This is a genomic window from Planococcus sp. RAB007_Raresut (genome assembly GCF_057369535.1).
The window spans coordinates 152,841-168,433 of sequence record NZ_JBXYIF010000007.1; the positions used below are offsets into that span (position 1 = coordinate 152,841).

At 44.9% G+C, this 15,593-nt stretch carries 14 protein-coding genes; 4 read left to right on the forward strand and 10 right to left on the reverse strand.

The annotated features are described in order from the left end of the window. The first annotated feature begins 23 nt into the window (after positions 1 to 23). Positions 24 to 800 (forward strand): enoyl-CoA hydratase-related protein, encoded by a 777-nt coding sequence (locus tag AC2Q9J_RS15435; protein WP_499041332.1) that lies wholly within the window; start codon positions 24 to 26, stop codon positions 798 to 800. A gap of 556 nt (positions 801 to 1,356) precedes the next feature. Here AC2Q9J_RS15435 and AC2Q9J_RS15440 read toward each other — a convergent pair. The 7 genes from AC2Q9J_RS15440 to lplA all read right to left on the reverse strand — a co-directional run bounded on the left by AC2Q9J_RS15440 (position 1,357) and on the right by lplA (position 10,610). Then, positions 1,357 to 3,333 carry a S9 family peptidase gene (locus AC2Q9J_RS15440; RefSeq protein WP_499041334.1) on the reverse strand — a complete coding sequence of 659 codons (1,977 nt, stop codon included), beginning with the start codon at positions 3,331 to 3,333 and terminating at the stop codon, positions 1,357 to 1,359. Positions 3,334 to 3,493: 160 nt separating this feature from the next. Further along, positions 3,494 to 5,050, reverse strand: coding sequence for a fatty acid--CoA ligase family protein (locus AC2Q9J_RS15445; protein ID WP_499041336.1), 1,557 nt, complete (start codon positions 5,048 to 5,050; stop codon positions 3,494 to 3,496). A gap of 101 nt (positions 5,051 to 5,151) precedes the next feature. After that, complete coding sequence (locus AC2Q9J_RS15450) at positions 5,152 to 7,089, reverse strand: FtsX-like permease family protein (protein WP_499041338.1); 1,938 nt, start codon at positions 7,087 to 7,089, stop codon at positions 5,152 to 5,154. Further along, positions 7,061 to 7,834 carry an ABC transporter ATP-binding protein gene (locus tag AC2Q9J_RS15455; RefSeq protein ID WP_499041340.1) on the reverse strand — a complete coding sequence of 258 codons (774 nt, stop codon included), beginning with the start codon at positions 7,832 to 7,834 and terminating at the stop codon, positions 7,061 to 7,063. Before AC2Q9J_RS15455 ends, AC2Q9J_RS15450 begins: the two co-directional genes overlap by 29 nt. A 10-nt stretch (positions 7,835 to 7,844) precedes the next feature. Then, entirely contained in the window at positions 7,845 to 8,840 is a 996-nt protein-coding gene (locus tag AC2Q9J_RS15460) for a sensor histidine kinase (protein ID WP_499041342.1), read from the reverse strand. After that, entirely contained in the window at positions 8,840 to 9,544 is a 705-nt protein-coding gene (locus AC2Q9J_RS15465) for a response regulator transcription factor (RefSeq protein WP_499041344.1), read from the reverse strand. Before AC2Q9J_RS15465 ends, AC2Q9J_RS15460 begins: the two co-directional genes overlap by 1 nt. A 73-nt stretch (positions 9,545 to 9,617) precedes the next feature. Then, the gene (lplA, locus tag AC2Q9J_RS15470) at positions 9,618 to 10,610 is read right to left on the reverse strand and encodes a lipoate--protein ligase (RefSeq protein ID WP_499041346.1); all 993 of its coding nucleotides are present in this window, start codon (positions 10,608 to 10,610) and stop codon (positions 9,618 to 9,620) included. Positions 10,611 to 10,752: 142 nt separating this feature from the next. Between lplA and yhfH the strand changes: the two genes are divergently transcribed. After that, positions 10,753 to 10,875, forward strand: coding sequence for a protein YhfH (gene yhfH, locus AC2Q9J_RS15475; RefSeq protein WP_084242568.1), 123 nt, complete (start codon positions 10,753 to 10,755; stop codon positions 10,873 to 10,875). A 90-nt stretch (positions 10,876 to 10,965) separates the two neighbouring features. On the opposite strand, the gene AC2Q9J_RS15480 is transcribed toward yhfH, so the two are convergent. The 3 genes from AC2Q9J_RS15480 to hemE all read right to left on the reverse strand — a co-directional run bounded on the left by AC2Q9J_RS15480 (position 10,966) and on the right by hemE (position 13,775). Next, positions 10,966 to 11,439 carry a FixH family protein gene (locus AC2Q9J_RS15480; RefSeq protein ID WP_499041348.1) on the reverse strand — a complete coding sequence of 158 codons (474 nt, stop codon included), beginning with the start codon at positions 11,437 to 11,439 and terminating at the stop codon, positions 10,966 to 10,968. A gap of 91 nt (positions 11,440 to 11,530) precedes the next feature. After that, on the reverse strand, positions 11,531 to 12,463 hold the full coding sequence (gene hemH, locus AC2Q9J_RS15485; RefSeq protein WP_499041350.1) for a ferrochelatase: 933 nt from the start codon (positions 12,461 to 12,463) through the stop codon (positions 11,531 to 11,533). A 271-nt stretch (positions 12,464 to 12,734) separates the two neighbouring features. Then, a complete protein-coding gene (gene hemE, locus AC2Q9J_RS15490) occupies positions 12,735 to 13,775 on the reverse strand; it encodes a uroporphyrinogen decarboxylase (RefSeq protein WP_499041352.1) in 1,041 nt (346 codons plus the stop codon). Between the two features lie 207 nt (positions 13,776 to 13,982). Here hemE and AC2Q9J_RS15495 point away from each other — a divergent pair, with 207 nt between their 5' ends. Further along, complete coding sequence (locus AC2Q9J_RS15495; RefSeq protein ID WP_499041354.1) at positions 13,983 to 14,492, forward strand: antibiotic biosynthesis monooxygenase family protein; 510 nt, start codon at positions 13,983 to 13,985, stop codon at positions 14,490 to 14,492. Positions 14,493 to 14,548: 56 nt separating this feature from the next. Continuing rightward, positions 14,549 to 15,541 carry a sodium:calcium antiporter gene (locus AC2Q9J_RS15500; RefSeq protein WP_499041355.1) on the forward strand — a complete coding sequence of 331 codons (993 nt, stop codon included), beginning with the start codon at positions 14,549 to 14,551 and terminating at the stop codon, positions 15,539 to 15,541. The last annotated feature ends 52 nt before the right edge of the window (positions 15,542 to 15,593 follow it).

The following is a 15,593-nucleotide window of genomic DNA, read 5'->3' on the forward strand; positions in this document are numbered from 1 at the left end:
CAATTAGAAAAAGGGGGATGGAAATGGAGACAATCCATTACGAACAAAAAGGAAATCTGGCTTTCATCACATTGAACCGCCCGGATGCGATGAACGCCTTTAATTACGATATGCTGACGGAGCTTGGTCAGGTGGTCGAAGCAATTCGCATCAATCCTGATATCCGGGTAGTGGTCTTTACCGGAGCAGGAGAAAAGGCATTTAGTGTCGGAGCGGATTTAAAAGAACGTAAAACGTTGACAGATCAGCATGTAAAACGCAACATCTACAAAATCGGCGAAGTTTTCTCTACTATAGAAAATCTTCCACAACCCACTATTGCAATGATCAACGGTTTTGCGTTCGGTGGCGGCATGGAGCTGGCACTGGCCTGTGATTTCCGGATTGCCGCAGACAACACACTGCTTGGCCTGACAGAAACAAGTCTCGCCATAATCCCCGGCGCCGGCGGAACGCAGCGTCTGCCGAGGCTGATCGGCGAATCGAAAGCAATGGAGCTGATATTGACTGCACGCCGCCTGAAACCGGCTGAAGCGCTCGATTACGGACTTGTTACACGTATAGCGCCGCTTGAGGAACTCGCAAAAGTAACCGGTGAATTTGCCGATTCGATGCTGGCAAATGGACCGATTGCCCTGCAGCAAGCAAAATTCGCCATTAAAAATGGAATGAATGCAGACCTTCAAACGGGACTGCACATCGAAAGGAAAGCTTACGAATTGACGATTCCAACAGAAGACCGCGTCGAAGCATTGCTTGCTTTCGGTGAAAAGCGCAAACCTGTGTTTAAAGGGAAATAAAAATACTTAGGTAATCAGTAAAAGCCATCCGTCAACCGGATGGCTTTTTACGCATTCTATTGTGAAACGGTCAGCTTCTGTTAATCATTACGCTTTAGGTGGACGCTTTCCGCGGGGAGCGGCCTGAGCCTCCTCATCGCTGACGCTCTTGCGGGGTCTCAGGACTCGCTCTGTTTCCCGCAGGAGTCGCCACCTGCCGCTTCATTCTCGAATCATCTAAAATTGAAGTCCCTGCTTTTTAAAGAGATATTGCAATTAACTGTTTCTCTATATAGAAAACGTTTAGAGATATGGAGCAAAACAGCGAAGACGCCTTGGGGAGCAGAACTGGAGTTGGCTTTCCAACTCCAGTTCGAGCGAAGTGCTGAGATCCACTCGGGTGAAGTGCAACGAGACCGAGTTAGCTCAGCGCGAGCCAAGAGTTGGCCGTAGCCTGCAAGGCCGGCTCTTTGCGACGAAGCTAGCGCAGCGATGCAGGAGCACGGGTTTTGGCAAGCGAAGCTGTTTTGCGGAATATCGATTATTATAAACTATTAGTTCAACCTATATAGTTTTATTACAAATACTTTTCCATCCAGCCGACAATCTGCTCCAAACGGGCAAAGCGCAAGTTCGGCTTGCCTGTGCGGGACAGGTTGTGGTCGGCCTCAGGGAAACGGACGAACTCTGTTTCTTTCCCCATGCTCTTTAAGGTGATATACAATTGCTCTGCCTGTTCGATCGGGCAGCGGTAGTCATTTTCCGAATGCAAAATCAACAAAGGCGTTTCCACATTCTTCGCATATTTCAAAGGAGAATGCTGCCATAGCTTATCAACGTCCGTCATGTCCGCCTGCATCTGCCATTCAGAGAAATAATAGCCGATATCGGATACACCGAAGAACGAAATCCAGTTGGAAATGGAGCGCTGTGTAACAGCTGCTTTAAACCGGTTGTTATGTCCAACAATCCAGTTGGTCATGAATCCGCCGTAGCTGCCGCCTGTAACGCCGAGACGGTCCGTATCGATCCAGTCATTGGCTTCAATTGCACCGTCGAGTGATTTCATAATATCTTCGTAATCACCGCCGCCGTAATCTCCGCGCACCGCATCGACAAATTCCTGGCTGTAGCCATGGCTGCCACGGGGATTGACGTATAAAACACCGAAGCCGCGGGCTGCAAGCAATTGCATTTCGTGGAAGAAAGAATTTGCATACATAGCGTGCGGACCGCCGTGGATATTCACCACCAACGGATATTTCTTCCCTTCCTTGAATCCATGAGGCTTCATCAGCCAGCCGTGGACAGCCCAATCTTTGGCGCCATTGGCAATGATCAATTCCGGAGCGATCAATTCTGTTTCATCCAAATAAGCTTTATTGAAATGAGTCAAAGCTTTCCGTTCACCTGTCGCAATCGTCAATAGATACAATTCGCCCGGCTCCACAGGATTGGAAATCGTCGCAAGTGCAAACTCGCCGCTACGGGCCACGTTGTAGCCATAGATATGCTCCATATCCGGTGAAGCCGGATAGACTGCGCCATCCAGCGATGCAAAATACAGGCGCACGTCGCCCATTGTTGAAACCTGGAAATAGAGGTGGTCGTCTTTTGTCCAAACAACACCAGGAGCATTCGCGCTCTGCTGATGATCCGCAACGACGTAATCACCGACAGGAACATCCATGCCTTCTGTCAGGCAGATGGACGAATTCGAATCAAGTGTATGAACGTAAAGTTCTGTATGCGTCGCATTTTGAAATTGGCGTGAGCTGCCGATATAAGCGATATATTTGTCATCGTGCGAAAATGCCGCATCACCGAAATAGCCTTCTTCATCGACAAGGGCTGTTTCTTTTTTGCTCTCAACATCATAGATGAACAAAGGCTGGCGGAATACAAAATCCAGATTCTCTTCGCGGGTCACTCCATAGACAAGCTTGCTGCCATCATGGGAAACAGCTTCCAATCCGTGATGGTGTGTACCTTCCGTAATCTGTTCCACTTCCTGCGATTCGATATCAATGACGCCGATATGCCGATGAAATTCTTTCGGCAATAGTCCCATGCCATCCATCTTGTACTTCATTTTATCCACAACATACGGCTCCGGCTGTTTCTTTTCTTCTTTTTCTTCCTTGTCCGTGAACGTCTTTCCTTCCTTCACCATTGCATTAAACCAGATTTTCTTACTGCATGGAGACCAGCGGAAGCTGTTGACGCCTTTTTCAAAATCGGTCAGTTCGCGCGCTTCCCCGCCTTTTGCGGACAATACGTATAATTGGTTTTTCTCGTTGCGGTCGGAGAGAAATGCCACAGCTTTACCGTCTTCTGACCATTGTGGAGAAGAAACGCGCTGCTTGCCATGTGTCCATTGCGTCAATTCCCCACTCGCAATGTCAACATGCCAAAGATTTGTTATGTATGTATTATCTTCTTCATCGATATGGGTTTTTACAAATACCGCTTCTGTTCCGTCCGGCGAAATATGCGGATCCGCTACCGATATCAATTTTGTTAAATCTTTCACTTCCACTGCTTTTTTAGCCACATTGTTTCCTCCTCGAAACTATTTCGATTCTCGCAACACTTACTCTTTCACTATAATGAAAAATGTCAGTACTTTCAATGTATTTCGAAATTAATGAATCAGCTCTCTGTTGCCTAATAAAATAAAACCCCTGGCACTATGCCAGGGGTTCTCACTCTGTTTACTGCTGTTTTAATGCCTGGTCTTTCAGTGAACGGCGCAGGATTTTACCTGTTGTGTTCTTCGGCAGTTCATCCAAGATTTCAAAGTTTTTCGGCACTTTGTATTTTGCTAAATGTTCCGAGCAATATTTGTGCAGGTCGCCTGTCGTATGAACCGGATCTTTCAATACAACATACGCATTGATCGATTCACCGAAATCTGCGTCCGGCAAACCGACGACAGCAGCTTCAGAAACGCCAGGATGCGCAAACAACACTTCTTCGACTTCGCGCGGATAAACGTTATAACCGCCGACGATGATCATGTCTTTTTTACGGTCCACGATAAAGAAATATCCTTCTTCGTCGACTGTAGCCAGGTCACCTGTGTACAACCAGCCGTCTTTGATGGCCGCATTCGTTTCTTCAGGCATTTTGTAATAGCCTTTCATGACGTTCGGTCCGCGGACTATCAATTCGCCTACTTCACCCACAGTTACTTCTTCTCCAAGTTCGTTGACAACTTTGTTCTCAACATTCACGATGGATGTTCCAATTGAACCGGCTTTTCGCTCGCGGTCAATCGGGTTGAAGCATGTAACAGGTGAAGCTTCAGACAAGCCATAACCTTCTGAAATGCGCACATTGAATTTGTCCTCAAAATTATGGAGCAATGCAACCGGCAAAGCAGATCCTCCGGAAATGGCCATGCGGATTGTTTCAAAATCAGCCGGCTTGGCATCCGGGAATTGATACATGAAATTGTACATTGTCGGCACGCCGGCAAATACTGTAGCTTTCGTCGCTTTGATTGCATCGAAAACATCTTTTGGATTAAAGCGCGGCACAAGGATGATTGTAGCTCCCTGAATCAGCGGCGCATTCACCACTACCGTCAATGCGAAAACATGGAAAACCGGCAATGTAGCAATAACACGGTCAGCAGATGAGATTTTCAGGTATTCGCCAACATCCCGTGCATTGGAATACAGGTTGCCATGTGTCAGCATTGCCCCTTTCGGTTTACCTGTCGTTCCGGATGTATACAGGATAACCGCAGTGTCGTCGACTTCAACTTCCACCGGCAATGTCACCGATGCCGCGTTGAACAGCAAACTGCTGAAAGCATGGACTTTGCCTTTAACAGCATCAGGCAATTGTTTCATCTTATCCGCTGCTGATGGGTCTGTTTCACAAATAATATAAGATTTAACTGCCGGCAGCGCCATATGCGCTTTTTCCACCAACGGCAATAAAGCATCCAATGCGATGACGACATTCGCATCACTGTTGTTGACTATGTAAGCGATTTCATCAGGGGTATAAATCGGATTGATCGGCACAGCAGTAGCACCAAGACGCATAGTCGCGTATAAAGAAATCAAGAAATGAGGTGTATTGCTCAAAAGAAAGGCAACATGGTCCCCTTTTTTAACTCCCAATGATTCAAGTGCGTTGGCGAATTTCCCTACTGTCTGTTCAAATTCCCCATAAGAAGTATCTTTGCCCATAAAGTGGTAAGCCGCTTTAGTTGGGTTTTGACCAGCTATTTCGTGGACACGTTTAACTAAATTCATTTTTTACATCCCTCTTTCGTATTGAATGAATACTCATTCATAATCGTCACTTTCTTCATTATAAAATAAATCTTCAGACAATACAACAGACACCGTGAAAATCACGATGCCTGCAAATGGGTTATATAACGCCAGCGTATTAAATAAAAGTAGAGCAATTGGACAATCGTGAAGCCCGCCAGCACAATTGCCATCTCGCCCAGAATAGAGAGTTCCGCAAACTCATCCCATACCACCTGCAGCGAAATAAACGCGAAACTGCTGTGAAGCAATGCAATTGTCCATGGCAGGAAGAATTGCGGCACCAATTGCCGATTGACCACTTTGAGCAATTCCTTTTCCGTCATTCCAAGGCGGACAAGCAAAGCATATTGTTTCCTGTCCCTTTCGAGGCCTGTGTAAAGTTTAAAATAGATAAAGCTTCCCGCAGCCAGCAAGAAAACTAATGCAACCATCACACCAATAAACAACATCAGCGCAAATGAGGATTTAAACCAGCGGTAGTCTTCCCCAGGGTTTTCAAAATAATAGGAAATCTGATTAAAATCTCCCGTATCGAATGCTTCAGCCATTTCTTCTGACAGCGAGCTGCCGACGCCAATAGTGGCAGTCCAATCCGGCACATGAAATGCATAATAAGTGAACGAGGACTGATCCTCGCTAAAGCCAAGCAGCGGTTCCTGGATTTCATCAAAATCCTGATCATTGACGATGATGCTGTTGGCATTCAGCGTATGGTTGGGAAACAGGATATGCGGATAGGCAGTCGCTATTACAAGCGGCACTCGGCTTTCAAGCAGCACAGTCTCAGTCACTGTTTCATTTAACGCTGCAAGAGATTCCTGGGAGTATGGCACGAAGACGCCTTCACCTTCTTCCGGGTCCACCGTTTCTTGGCCGAGTGTGGAAGCAAGCCGGTTGAACTCGGAGGCTTTCAAGATATCGACTTCGTTGCCGCTTGCGGCTGAAGTCTGTCTTTTAATCGTCAATTGGGCGATGTCGTATGCCAGACCTTTTTGTTCCAATTGATTTGCCAGCAATGAAACATGTTCTTCTTCCTCCACATTTTCTTCAAAAGAAATATAAATCAGACTCAAGGGGTTCGACTCTCTAAAATCACCGGTATATGAAGTGAATGAGGCAAGAGTCCCCACTGTAAGAAAGGCGATTGTCGACACGATGGTTACGATAAAGAACATCTGTGCGCTGTCCTTCAATTTAACCGATGCGTCCGCAATCGAAACAAGCCGTGTTTTATGCCAGAAAACCGATTTATTCCTTTTATATAAATGAAGCAAAGCATGGATCGAATGCGTAAAGAAAAGATAAGTTCCAATTGTCGCTAAAGGCGGAATGATAAAAGCCATTGTGTAGACGGTGTTATCATCCACCATAGATGCGAGCGTATAGGAAATCACTAAAAAAATTATTCCCGCTGCCGATAGGACGAAGGAGCTTTTTCCAACTTCGTCGACTCGCCAATAGCCCTGCAATAAATTCAAAACCCTTTTAGTACGGATAAATCCTACACTGATAAAGGAAATGATGATGAACAGACTGGCAAATGCACCAATCGTTAACAGGAAAGGCTGCCAGCTGATGTACAACGGCAACGATTCGAGTTCCATGATTTCACGGCCAATCATAAAGAAGAATTTCGAAAAAGCAAAACCGAAAGCGATTCCGGCAGCTGTAGAAATACTGCCGAGAATCATCATCTCGAAAAAAATCATTTTGCTTAATTGCCGTTTGGTCATTCCGAGATGCACCAACACCCCGAATTCCTTCGATCGCGCCTGTAAAAATGCGCTCATAGAATAGAACAGGAAAAACAGAGTGAAGATGTAAAGCACAATTTCCGCGATCAGCATTCCGCGCACCGCCATCGTCCCCAGCCCCTCTTCTTCAAATAAGGGGTGGAAGATGAACATTGAGTAAACAAAGAACACCATTACAGAAACGACACTGGCAAGAAAAAAAGCCGCATAGGTTCTTAAATTGCGCAGCACATTACGGTAAGCGAGCTGCCGAAAGGTCATTCACATTGCCTCCCAACAAAGACAGGACATTCAAGATGCGCTGATAGAAAGTCTGGCGCCGTTCATCACTGTATATTTCGTTGAAGAATTCTCCATCTTTTATAAAGAGCACCCGGTTGCAATAGCTTGCTGCAATCGGATCATGGGTCACCATGATAATTGTTGCGCCCTCTTCCTTATTAATGCCCGATAACAATTCCAAAACTTCGCGGGAAGTTTTGGAGTCCAGATTGCCGGTAGGTTCATCCGCCAGAATCAAGTCGGGCTGATGAATAAGCGCGCGCCCAATTGCAGTGCGCTGGGCTTCACCACCAGAAATCTCATTCGGCCTCTTATGGAGGATCGGTTTCAGGCTGAGTCGGTCTGCGATGTTCATGACTCTGGTTGCCATCTTATCCAGCGGAATATAATCGAGTGTCAACGGAAGCACCAGATTTTCTTCGACCGTCAGCATTTGCAGCAGGTTAAAATCTTGAAAAACAAAACCTAGTTTTCTTCTGCGGAAAAGTGCCAGGTCATTCTTGCCCAATTCATGCGGATTAATGCCATCGATCAGAATATTGCCCGAAGTAAGGTCATCGATTGTCGAGATCAGGTTCAGCAAAGTGGTCTTGCCGCTGCCTGAAGGTCCCATTATTGCAAGGAACTCCCCTTTTTCCACTTCAAACCCCAATTGATTTATAGCGCGATGCGTAACTTTTCCTTCGTAGACTTTAGTGACGTCATCAATTTTTACTAACGGCATTTTTATCCTCCTATGAAACGGTATCCTGATTTGAAAATAGAATGGATACCGTTGTTCCTTGGCCGACTGCCGATTCAATCGTCAGTTCATGGCCAAGCCTTTTACAGACTTCCTTGGCAATATAAAGACCCATCCCAGTGGATTCGGCAGTTTTCCTGCCATTTTCACCTGTAAAGAAAGCTTTCGTCACTCTGGCCAAATCGGTGGATGGTATGCCGATTCCTTCATCACTAATGGAAAGATCCAGGTGGCTATTATGGCAGGAAGCAGTAATATATACTTTTTTATCCTTTTCAAAAGTGTATTTGACAGCGTTGGTGATCAACTGGCCAAGTACAAACTTCATCCACTTACGGTCTGTCGCAGCGACAAAACTTTCGTCCACTTCAATTACGGGATAGACTTGTTTGGAAATGAATAAACGCTTGTTTTCAGTAATGATTTCCCTCGCCAAAGACTGAAGATTCACTTGTTCAATCTGCATATCCTGTTCAAATGTATCTAACCGGGCATTCATAAGCACCGTATCCAGGCTGGCTTTCAGACGATCGACTTCCTCAGCTACGCTGTTTTTATCCAGTTCATCAGGATTTTGAAGAAGCAGCTGGATAACTGAAATCGGCGTTTTCATCTGATGTACCCATTGATTCATGAATTGAAGATGTCTCGACTGTGCAGCATACAAAGCCTGAGCTTCGTTTTGATAGACTTTATATAATTTCTGAAGATACAAATCGTTCTGGAGCTGCTCAGGTGATCTGCCTTCTTTTTGCAGCATATGTTCCATTGCTGCAGGGGTCTCACTGATTTTTTTATAATAACGATAGCGCTTGATATATCGCGCACCGAGGAACGCGGAAGTCAACAGGGTGCTGATGACAAAAGAATAGATGGCTGTATCCACATTCCGAAAACCATCCAGCCAATAAAGGATCATGATAAAAGCGACCAATACCGCTTGAAACACCATAAAAGCAGCATGTTCTTTGAGGAATAGGCGAAGCATCAAAGTTCCCCCTCATCGATCAACAGGCGATATCCCGCTCCCCTGACAGTTTCAATGATGGATTGCACATTGTAATCAGCCAATTTCTTGCGCACTCGTGTCATATTCACATTGAGGGTATTCTCATCGACAAACGCCTGATCATCCCAGAGTTCTTCCAATAATTGCTCCCTGGAAACAACTTTCGGATATTGGGCCAGCAACAGTCCAAGCACAGTTGCTTCTTTCTTTTGCAGTGGAATCACTTCGTTTTTAACGTGCAGTTCCATTCGTTCCATATATAAAGTGAGTCGCCCTGCTTTCACAGTCCGTTCTTCCTGTTTCAACGCATATTCTCCATATGCTCTTCGGAGATGGCTCCTTATTTTTGCAAGGACGATTTCATAATGGAAAGGTTTCGTTATAAAGTCATCTCCGCCGTTTTCCAATGCGAAAATCTGATCCATTTCACCTGAGCGGGCAGAGATGAATATGATGGGGCATGTGGTTGTCAATCGAAGTTGTCTGCACCAATAATAGCCGTCATAAGATGGAAGGTTGATGTCCAGCAGGATCAAGTGGGGATCGAATGTTTCCGCCTCTTCCAGGATTCGGTCGAAATCTTTGGCGGTTTCCACTTCGTAATGATATTTCCGGAGTGTCTCCGCCAGCATCTCTGCTATTTTCAAATCATCTTCTACAATAAATATTCGTTGCGCCGACATGAAAGATCCCCCTTTCCTTTTTCTTTCCATTCTAACAAAAGAGCCTGCTTAAAAGCAGGCTCTTCATTATTTCTTAATAAATTAATTTCAGGAATTCTTCTTTCGTAATGCCTCCGAGTAGTTTCGGAATATCGATTCCTTCAATTGCCTTGTCTAAAGCGACGCGCTCGTATTTCACGCCGGTAAGAGCAGTTTCAAGTTCGGATACATCACCTACACCGAAGAAGTCGCCAAAGATTTTCGCGTCTTCCACTAAACCTTTCTCGACCTGCAAACGCACGTCAATGCCCCCAACAGGGAATCTGTGGGAATGCTTCACATTGAATTTCGGGGATTTTCCATAGTTCCAATCCCAATTGCCATAGCGTTCGCGGGAGATTTCGTGGATGCCTTCCCAATCCTTATCCGTCAGTTCCCAAAGTTTCACGTTTTCTTCACCTTCAAAAATGGAGTGGAGAATCGCGGAACGGAATTCCATAACCGTCATCGGTTTTTCCAGAAACTCGGAAATATTGGCTACGCGGCTGCGAATCGATTTGATGCCTTTCGACTCAATTTTTTCCTTGCTGACTTTGAGCGCCGAAACAACTTCATCCACATTTGTATCAAATAGCAGAGTTCCATGGCTGTACATGCGCCCTCTTGTAGAAAATTGTGCGTTCCCTGAAATTTTGCGTCCTTCCGCCATCAAATCATTACGGCCGGACAATTCAGCATTGACGCCCAAATCATTCAGCGCTTTTACTACAGGCTCTGTGAATTTACGGAAATTACGGAAACTCTCCCCGTCATCAATTGTGATGAAACTATAATTCAAATTGCCAAGATCATGATATACCGCTCCACCGCCAGACAAGCGGCGCACCACATGAATACCATTGGAATCAACATAATCCGTGTTGATTTCTTCAGCGGTGTTCTGGTTTTTCCCGATGATTATCGATGGTTCATTGATATAGAACAGCAGGAAAGGATCTTTCTCTACATCCATGTTTTTCAAAAGATATTCTTCAATAGCCAGATTGATGCGTGGATCGGTTATTCCTTTATTGTCTACGAAATACATAATCTCTCTCCTTTAGATTGTTTCCTGATTTCAGTTTAACGGATTATTGAAAATTATTCACGGTTTATAGTTGACTTCTCAAAACTGTTATAATACACTAGTTTTAATTAACACAGTACTATAACAAAAGGAGCTGGGACGAATGATTGAAAACGTAGTCGAATTTTTCAAGAACCTGCCGCCGAAACAATGTGCAACTTGTGGAGAACAAATTGAAGAACAGCACGAATGCTATGGTACTAAATGCAATTCCTGCACTGAATAAGTAAGGCGAATTACCTTCTGAACTCATAATTAAACAAAAAATGCAGGCGCCTGAGCGCCTGCATTTTTGCTGTTTCTATTATTATCTGTATCAATGACCATTATGGTCTTCCATTTTTTCCATTCCTTCTGCATCGTCGCTGTCGTCCGGAACAATGGATTCAGGATCCGGGTTACCGACTGTAATCTCCTGTTTGGGCATCACGTGAAGTCGACGGGCAGTAGTATGCGCCTGAGCAAAATAAAGTCCCTCTTCTTCAAATACCGTTTCGGCTTCGTAAACACCGTCGCCAATATGTTCAGCCGTCAGCATTTCACTATCGCTGCGATGGCCGGACTCCCAGACCTCATACACCACTTCATCAGCATCTTCCACTAATTCTTCCCCTTGCACCACTGTCACCGAAAGCGTCATTTCCGATCCTGGTTCAGCAGTTTCAGGTGAATTAAAAGTAGTTTCAATCGGATTTAAGTTCATACCAGCCCCGGATGTATCTTCTTCTTCACCACAGGCAGCCAGCAATAATACGGCGGCTAATACGGCCATCCACATAATTTTTTTCATACGATTTAATCCTCCAAGATTTCATTCACAGGGAGTTTGCAGGAAATCTTCCTACGCATTCCAATACTCTAGGCCCGAAAAAATAAGCCGATTATTTCTCAGCCAATTTCTTCATAACTACATCAGCAAGGCCATCGATGAACAATGGCTGCACGTTCGGCATTTCCGGACGGCGATATGCTGCACCGATTTCGTCGCAGACAACTTTACATTCATAATCATTGTCAAACAGCACTTCCAGGTGATCCGCTACGAAACCTACTGGTGTATAGACAAATGAGTTATAGCCTTTTACATCGTGCAATTCACGAGTCAGATCCTGTACATCCGGTCCAATCCATGGTTCAGGCGTCTGTCCGGCACTTTGCCAGCCGACTTCGTAATTCTCAACTCCAGCAGCCTGTGCGATCATATCAGCTGTTTCTTTTAATTGATCCGGATATGGGTCACCGTTTGCAATAATTTTTTCAGGCAACGAATGCGCAGAAACGATCAGGCATGATTTCGCCCGTTCTTCTTCTGACATGTCAGCAAATGCCGCGCTGACTTTTTCGCTCCAGTATTGGATGAATTTCGGTTCTGTATACCAGCTTTCAACAGAAGTCAGGCTGATGCCTGCTTTTTCAGCCGCTTCAGCTGCGCGTCCATTGTAGGATTTAACAGAGAATGTTGAAAAATGTGGTGCCAATACAATCGATACCGCTTCTGTGATGCCGTCTTTTTTCATCGCTTCCACACCGTCTTCAACAAAAGGTTCGATGTGTTTCAGACCCAAGTACATTTTAAATTCGATCTCATCCTGCACTTCATTCAAACGGTCGCATAATCCATTGGCTTGATCTTCAGTGATTTTAGCCAATGGAGAAAGTCCGCCGATCGCCTGGTAGCGGCTGCGCAAATCTTCCAGACTTTCTTCGCTTGGCTTGCGGCCGCGGCGGATATGTGTGTAGTATCTTTCGATATCTTCTTCTTTATAAGGCGTACCATACGCCATTACCAATAAACCCATTGTCTTTTTCATCATCAGTCACCTCTGAAATTTTATAGTCGATTAGTTTTTATAAAAGTTGAACTAAATAATAACTATTTACAAACCTCTTTAGTTCTTATGAGGAGTCTATAAGATATGAAGCAAAACAGCGAAGACTCCCAGGGAATCAGAAACGAAATGCAATTAAACCGTGCTCCTGCATCGCTTCGCTGCTTCGTCGCAAAGACTTAGCCTCGCTAGCGTCGGCTAATGTCTTCGAAGCTGTTTAGCGTAATATCGGTTATTATAGTTAATTTAGTTTAAATTATTTAGCTTTATGTGCCGCACTGTATTCATGTACAAATGCTGTGAGGCGTTTTAATGTGTCCGGATTAACTTCCGGGAATACACCGTGCCCAAGATTGAAGATATAGCCATCATCCTGCATACCCATATCAAGGATTTTTTTCGTACGCTCCTCGATCACCGGCCAATCAGCCAATAGATAAGAAGGGTCGAAGTTCCCCATCAATGATTTCGTCAATCCCATTGAGCGGGCTTCTGAAATCGGCAAGCGCCAATCAAGTCCAACTACATCGACCGGCAATTCATGCCATTCTTTCGCCAGGTGGCTTGCTCCAACACCGAAAATCGTCATCGGCACGCCTTCTGTCCGTAGTTCATCAAAAATGCGGTCCATAACCGGTTTGATGAAAATCCGGTAATCTTCAACATTAAGAGCGCCAACCCACGAATCAAAAATTTGGATGGCTTTTGCCCCTGCTTTAATTTGTGCTTTAACATATGGAATAATAGTATCAGCAAGTTTGTCCATCAGCGCAAACCACATTTGCGGCTGCGATACCATCATCGCTTTTGTCTTGTTATAGCTTTTTGACGGTCCGCCTTCAATCATATAGCTGGCGAGTGTGAACGGTGCGCCTGAAAATCCGATAAGCGGCACATTCAATTGTTCTTCAGTCAATAACTTGATTGTTTTTAAGACATAATCAACATCCTGCTCAGGATTGATTTGGCCTAGACGGCTGATATCGTCCATTGTGCGGATCGGATTGTCGATTACTGGACCGATTCCCGCTTTGATTTTCACGTCCACTCCAATTGCCGGCAGCGGCGTCACAATGTCTTTGTAAAGAATTGCTGCATCCACATTGTATTGGTCGACTGGCAATTTCGTGACGTATGCACACAATTCAGGTTGATGCGTAATCTCTTCCAGTGAATATTTTTCTTTGATCTTGCGGTATTCCGGCTGAGAACGGCCCGCCTGCCTCATGAACCAGACTGGCACATGATCCGTTTTTTCTCCTCTAGCCGCCCTTAGATAAGTATCGTTAAATGTCATTGCAAAAAACATCCCTTCAAATATATCGTCCACTGCATATCGTTCTTATGTCCGTATATACTATAGACTCTCTGTTTTCCATTGTATAGATTCTGCGGGCAAATGTCATAAATTAGACGCTTATGACTTCACCAGATCGACAAAGGGGGTTTGCTGTATTTTTTTTCAGGGAAAGTTATACTTAATATATACTTAGGAGGGATATTGATGAATTTATTCATGACTACAGGAACATATGAATATATGAAGAAAATGCGTGAAAAGCATCCTGAAGAAACAATGGTTGTGATGCAAGGTGAAAATACCACCTTGATCCTGCACGAAACCGAAGGCAAGAGCATCTTCCAAACACCCCGCAGATACGAAGTAGTGGATGGTACGGGCGAATTCAAAGAGAAAGGCTTTTTTGTTTTCAATAATATTCCGGTAACCGATGAAGGCCGTCCGATCTTTGAGCACCGTTTTAAAAACCGCGCTGGGGCTATCGAAAATGAACCGGGCTACGTCGCTTTCCGTGTGCTGCGGCCACTCGATTCCGACACTTACGTCGTTTTGACGGAATGGGAATCTCCGGCTTTCTTTGAAAAATGGAAAGAGTCTCAGGCATTTTCAAAAGCGCATTCTAAATCGGAAGACGCGCCGGCTTCAAAACCGGCCAATATTTTTGCAGGTTCTTCTTATGTCACCACCTATTCTGCTAAGCCTGAAGAAGAATGATTGAAAGGCTCCGCATAAAGCGGAGCGAATACATACCAGAACAGGGGGAAATTTAAGTGATTTTTGTTTATTTTATTTTAGCCGGCATTGTGACTGTTTACGCGTCCATTAAATTGTCGGAGTATGCTGATGTCATCAGCGAAAAAACAGCGATGGGCGGCATGATGGTCGGTACTTTGCTATTGGCGGGGGCCACTTCCCTGCCGGAAGTCTCCACCAGTTTCTCAGCAGCAGTCATCGGGAACGCCGATATCGCTGTGGGGAATATGGTAGGTTCCAACCTTTTCAACTTATTCATACTGGCGGCTTTTGATTTCCTGCTGCGCAAACGCCGTATTTTAGACCGCGCTTCACGGAATAATATCTATACTGCTTTATTGGGTATCCTTTTAACCGTATTGGTAATCATGGCGCTGTCACTGCGAATCGAAACACAGGTTCTTGGTGTAGGCCTCGATGCTTTAATTATCGCAATAACTTATATCGTCGGTATGGTAGTCATCAATAAATTGCCGTCACTTGATCCTGTGGCTGAAATCGAAGATGAAGAAGAACCCGATAACCCGAGTGCGACCCTTTCTCCAAAAGGCGCAATCATCCGCTTTATCATCGCTGCGCTTGTAATTCTGGGTGCCGGAACTGCACTGTCCATCACAGGTGACCAGATTGCCATCATAACTGGCATCGGTTCCAGCTTCATCGGCAGTTTCCTTATTGCCGCTGCTACTTCCCTGCCGGAAGCAATTGCTGTATTTGTTGCCTTACGCCTCAACAATGTCAATATGGCTGTCGGTGCGATACTTGGATCAAACATTTTCAATATGATCATCCTTGCTCTATCGGACCCGGTTTACCGAGAAGGCAGTTTAATCGCCGCTGCAACACCAGGAGCTACAATGATCATCGCGTCAGGCGTTCTGGTCATGTCGTTATTGGCTTTGTATTCACTGGTGAGAAGAAACAGTGCAACTGTAATGACCTATGCATTGCCTTCACTCATCATCGTCATTGTTTACTTTGTTGCTTCTTATATGAACTTTACTTATTAAATGAAATGAAAGAGAGCGAAATTCGCTCTCTTTTTTTCTCGCCTTATTTTTA

What these genes read in the sequence shown, in the direction of transcription:
- AC2Q9J_RS15455 (WP_499041340.1), bottom strand. Translation starts at nt 7,834, where the DNA reads ATGCCGTTAGTAAAAATTGATGACGTCACTAAAGTCTACGAAGGAAAA.
- hemE (WP_499041352.1), bottom strand. Translation starts at nt 13,775, where the DNA reads ATGACATTTAACGATACTTATCTAAGGGCGGCTAGAGGAGAAAAAACG.
- AC2Q9J_RS15450 (WP_499041338.1), bottom strand. Translation starts at nt 7,089, where the DNA reads ATGACCTTTCGGCAGCTCGCTTACCGTAATGTGCTGCGCAATTTAAGA.
- AC2Q9J_RS15460 (WP_499041342.1), bottom strand. Translation starts at nt 8,840, where the DNA reads ATGCTTCGCCTATTCCTCAAAGAACATGCTGCTTTTATGGTGTTTCAA.
- yhfH (WP_084242568.1), top strand. Translation starts at nt 10,753, where the DNA reads ATGATTGAAAACGTAGTCGAATTTTTCAAGAACCTGCCGCCGAAACAA.
- AC2Q9J_RS15480 (WP_499041348.1), bottom strand. Translation starts at nt 11,439, where the DNA reads ATGAAAAAAATTATGTGGATGGCCGTATTAGCCGCCGTATTATTGCTG.
- AC2Q9J_RS15435 (WP_499041332.1), top strand. Translation starts at nt 24, where the DNA reads ATGGAGACAATCCATTACGAACAAAAAGGAAATCTGGCTTTCATCACA.
- hemH (WP_499041350.1), bottom strand. Translation starts at nt 12,463, where the DNA reads ATGATGAAAAAGACAATGGGTTTATTGGTAATGGCGTATGGTACGCCT.
- AC2Q9J_RS15465 (WP_499041344.1), bottom strand. Translation starts at nt 9,544, where the DNA reads ATGTCGGCGCAACGAATATTTATTGTAGAAGATGATTTGAAAATAGCA.
- lplA (WP_499041346.1), bottom strand. Translation starts at nt 10,610, where the DNA reads ATGTATTTCGTAGACAATAAAGGAATAACCGATCCACGCATCAATCTG.
- AC2Q9J_RS15445 (WP_499041336.1), bottom strand. Translation starts at nt 5,050, where the DNA reads ATGAATTTAGTTAAACGTGTCCACGAAATAGCTGGTCAAAACCCAACT.
- AC2Q9J_RS15495 (WP_499041354.1), top strand. Translation starts at nt 13,983, where the DNA reads ATGAATTTATTCATGACTACAGGAACATATGAATATATGAAGAAAATG.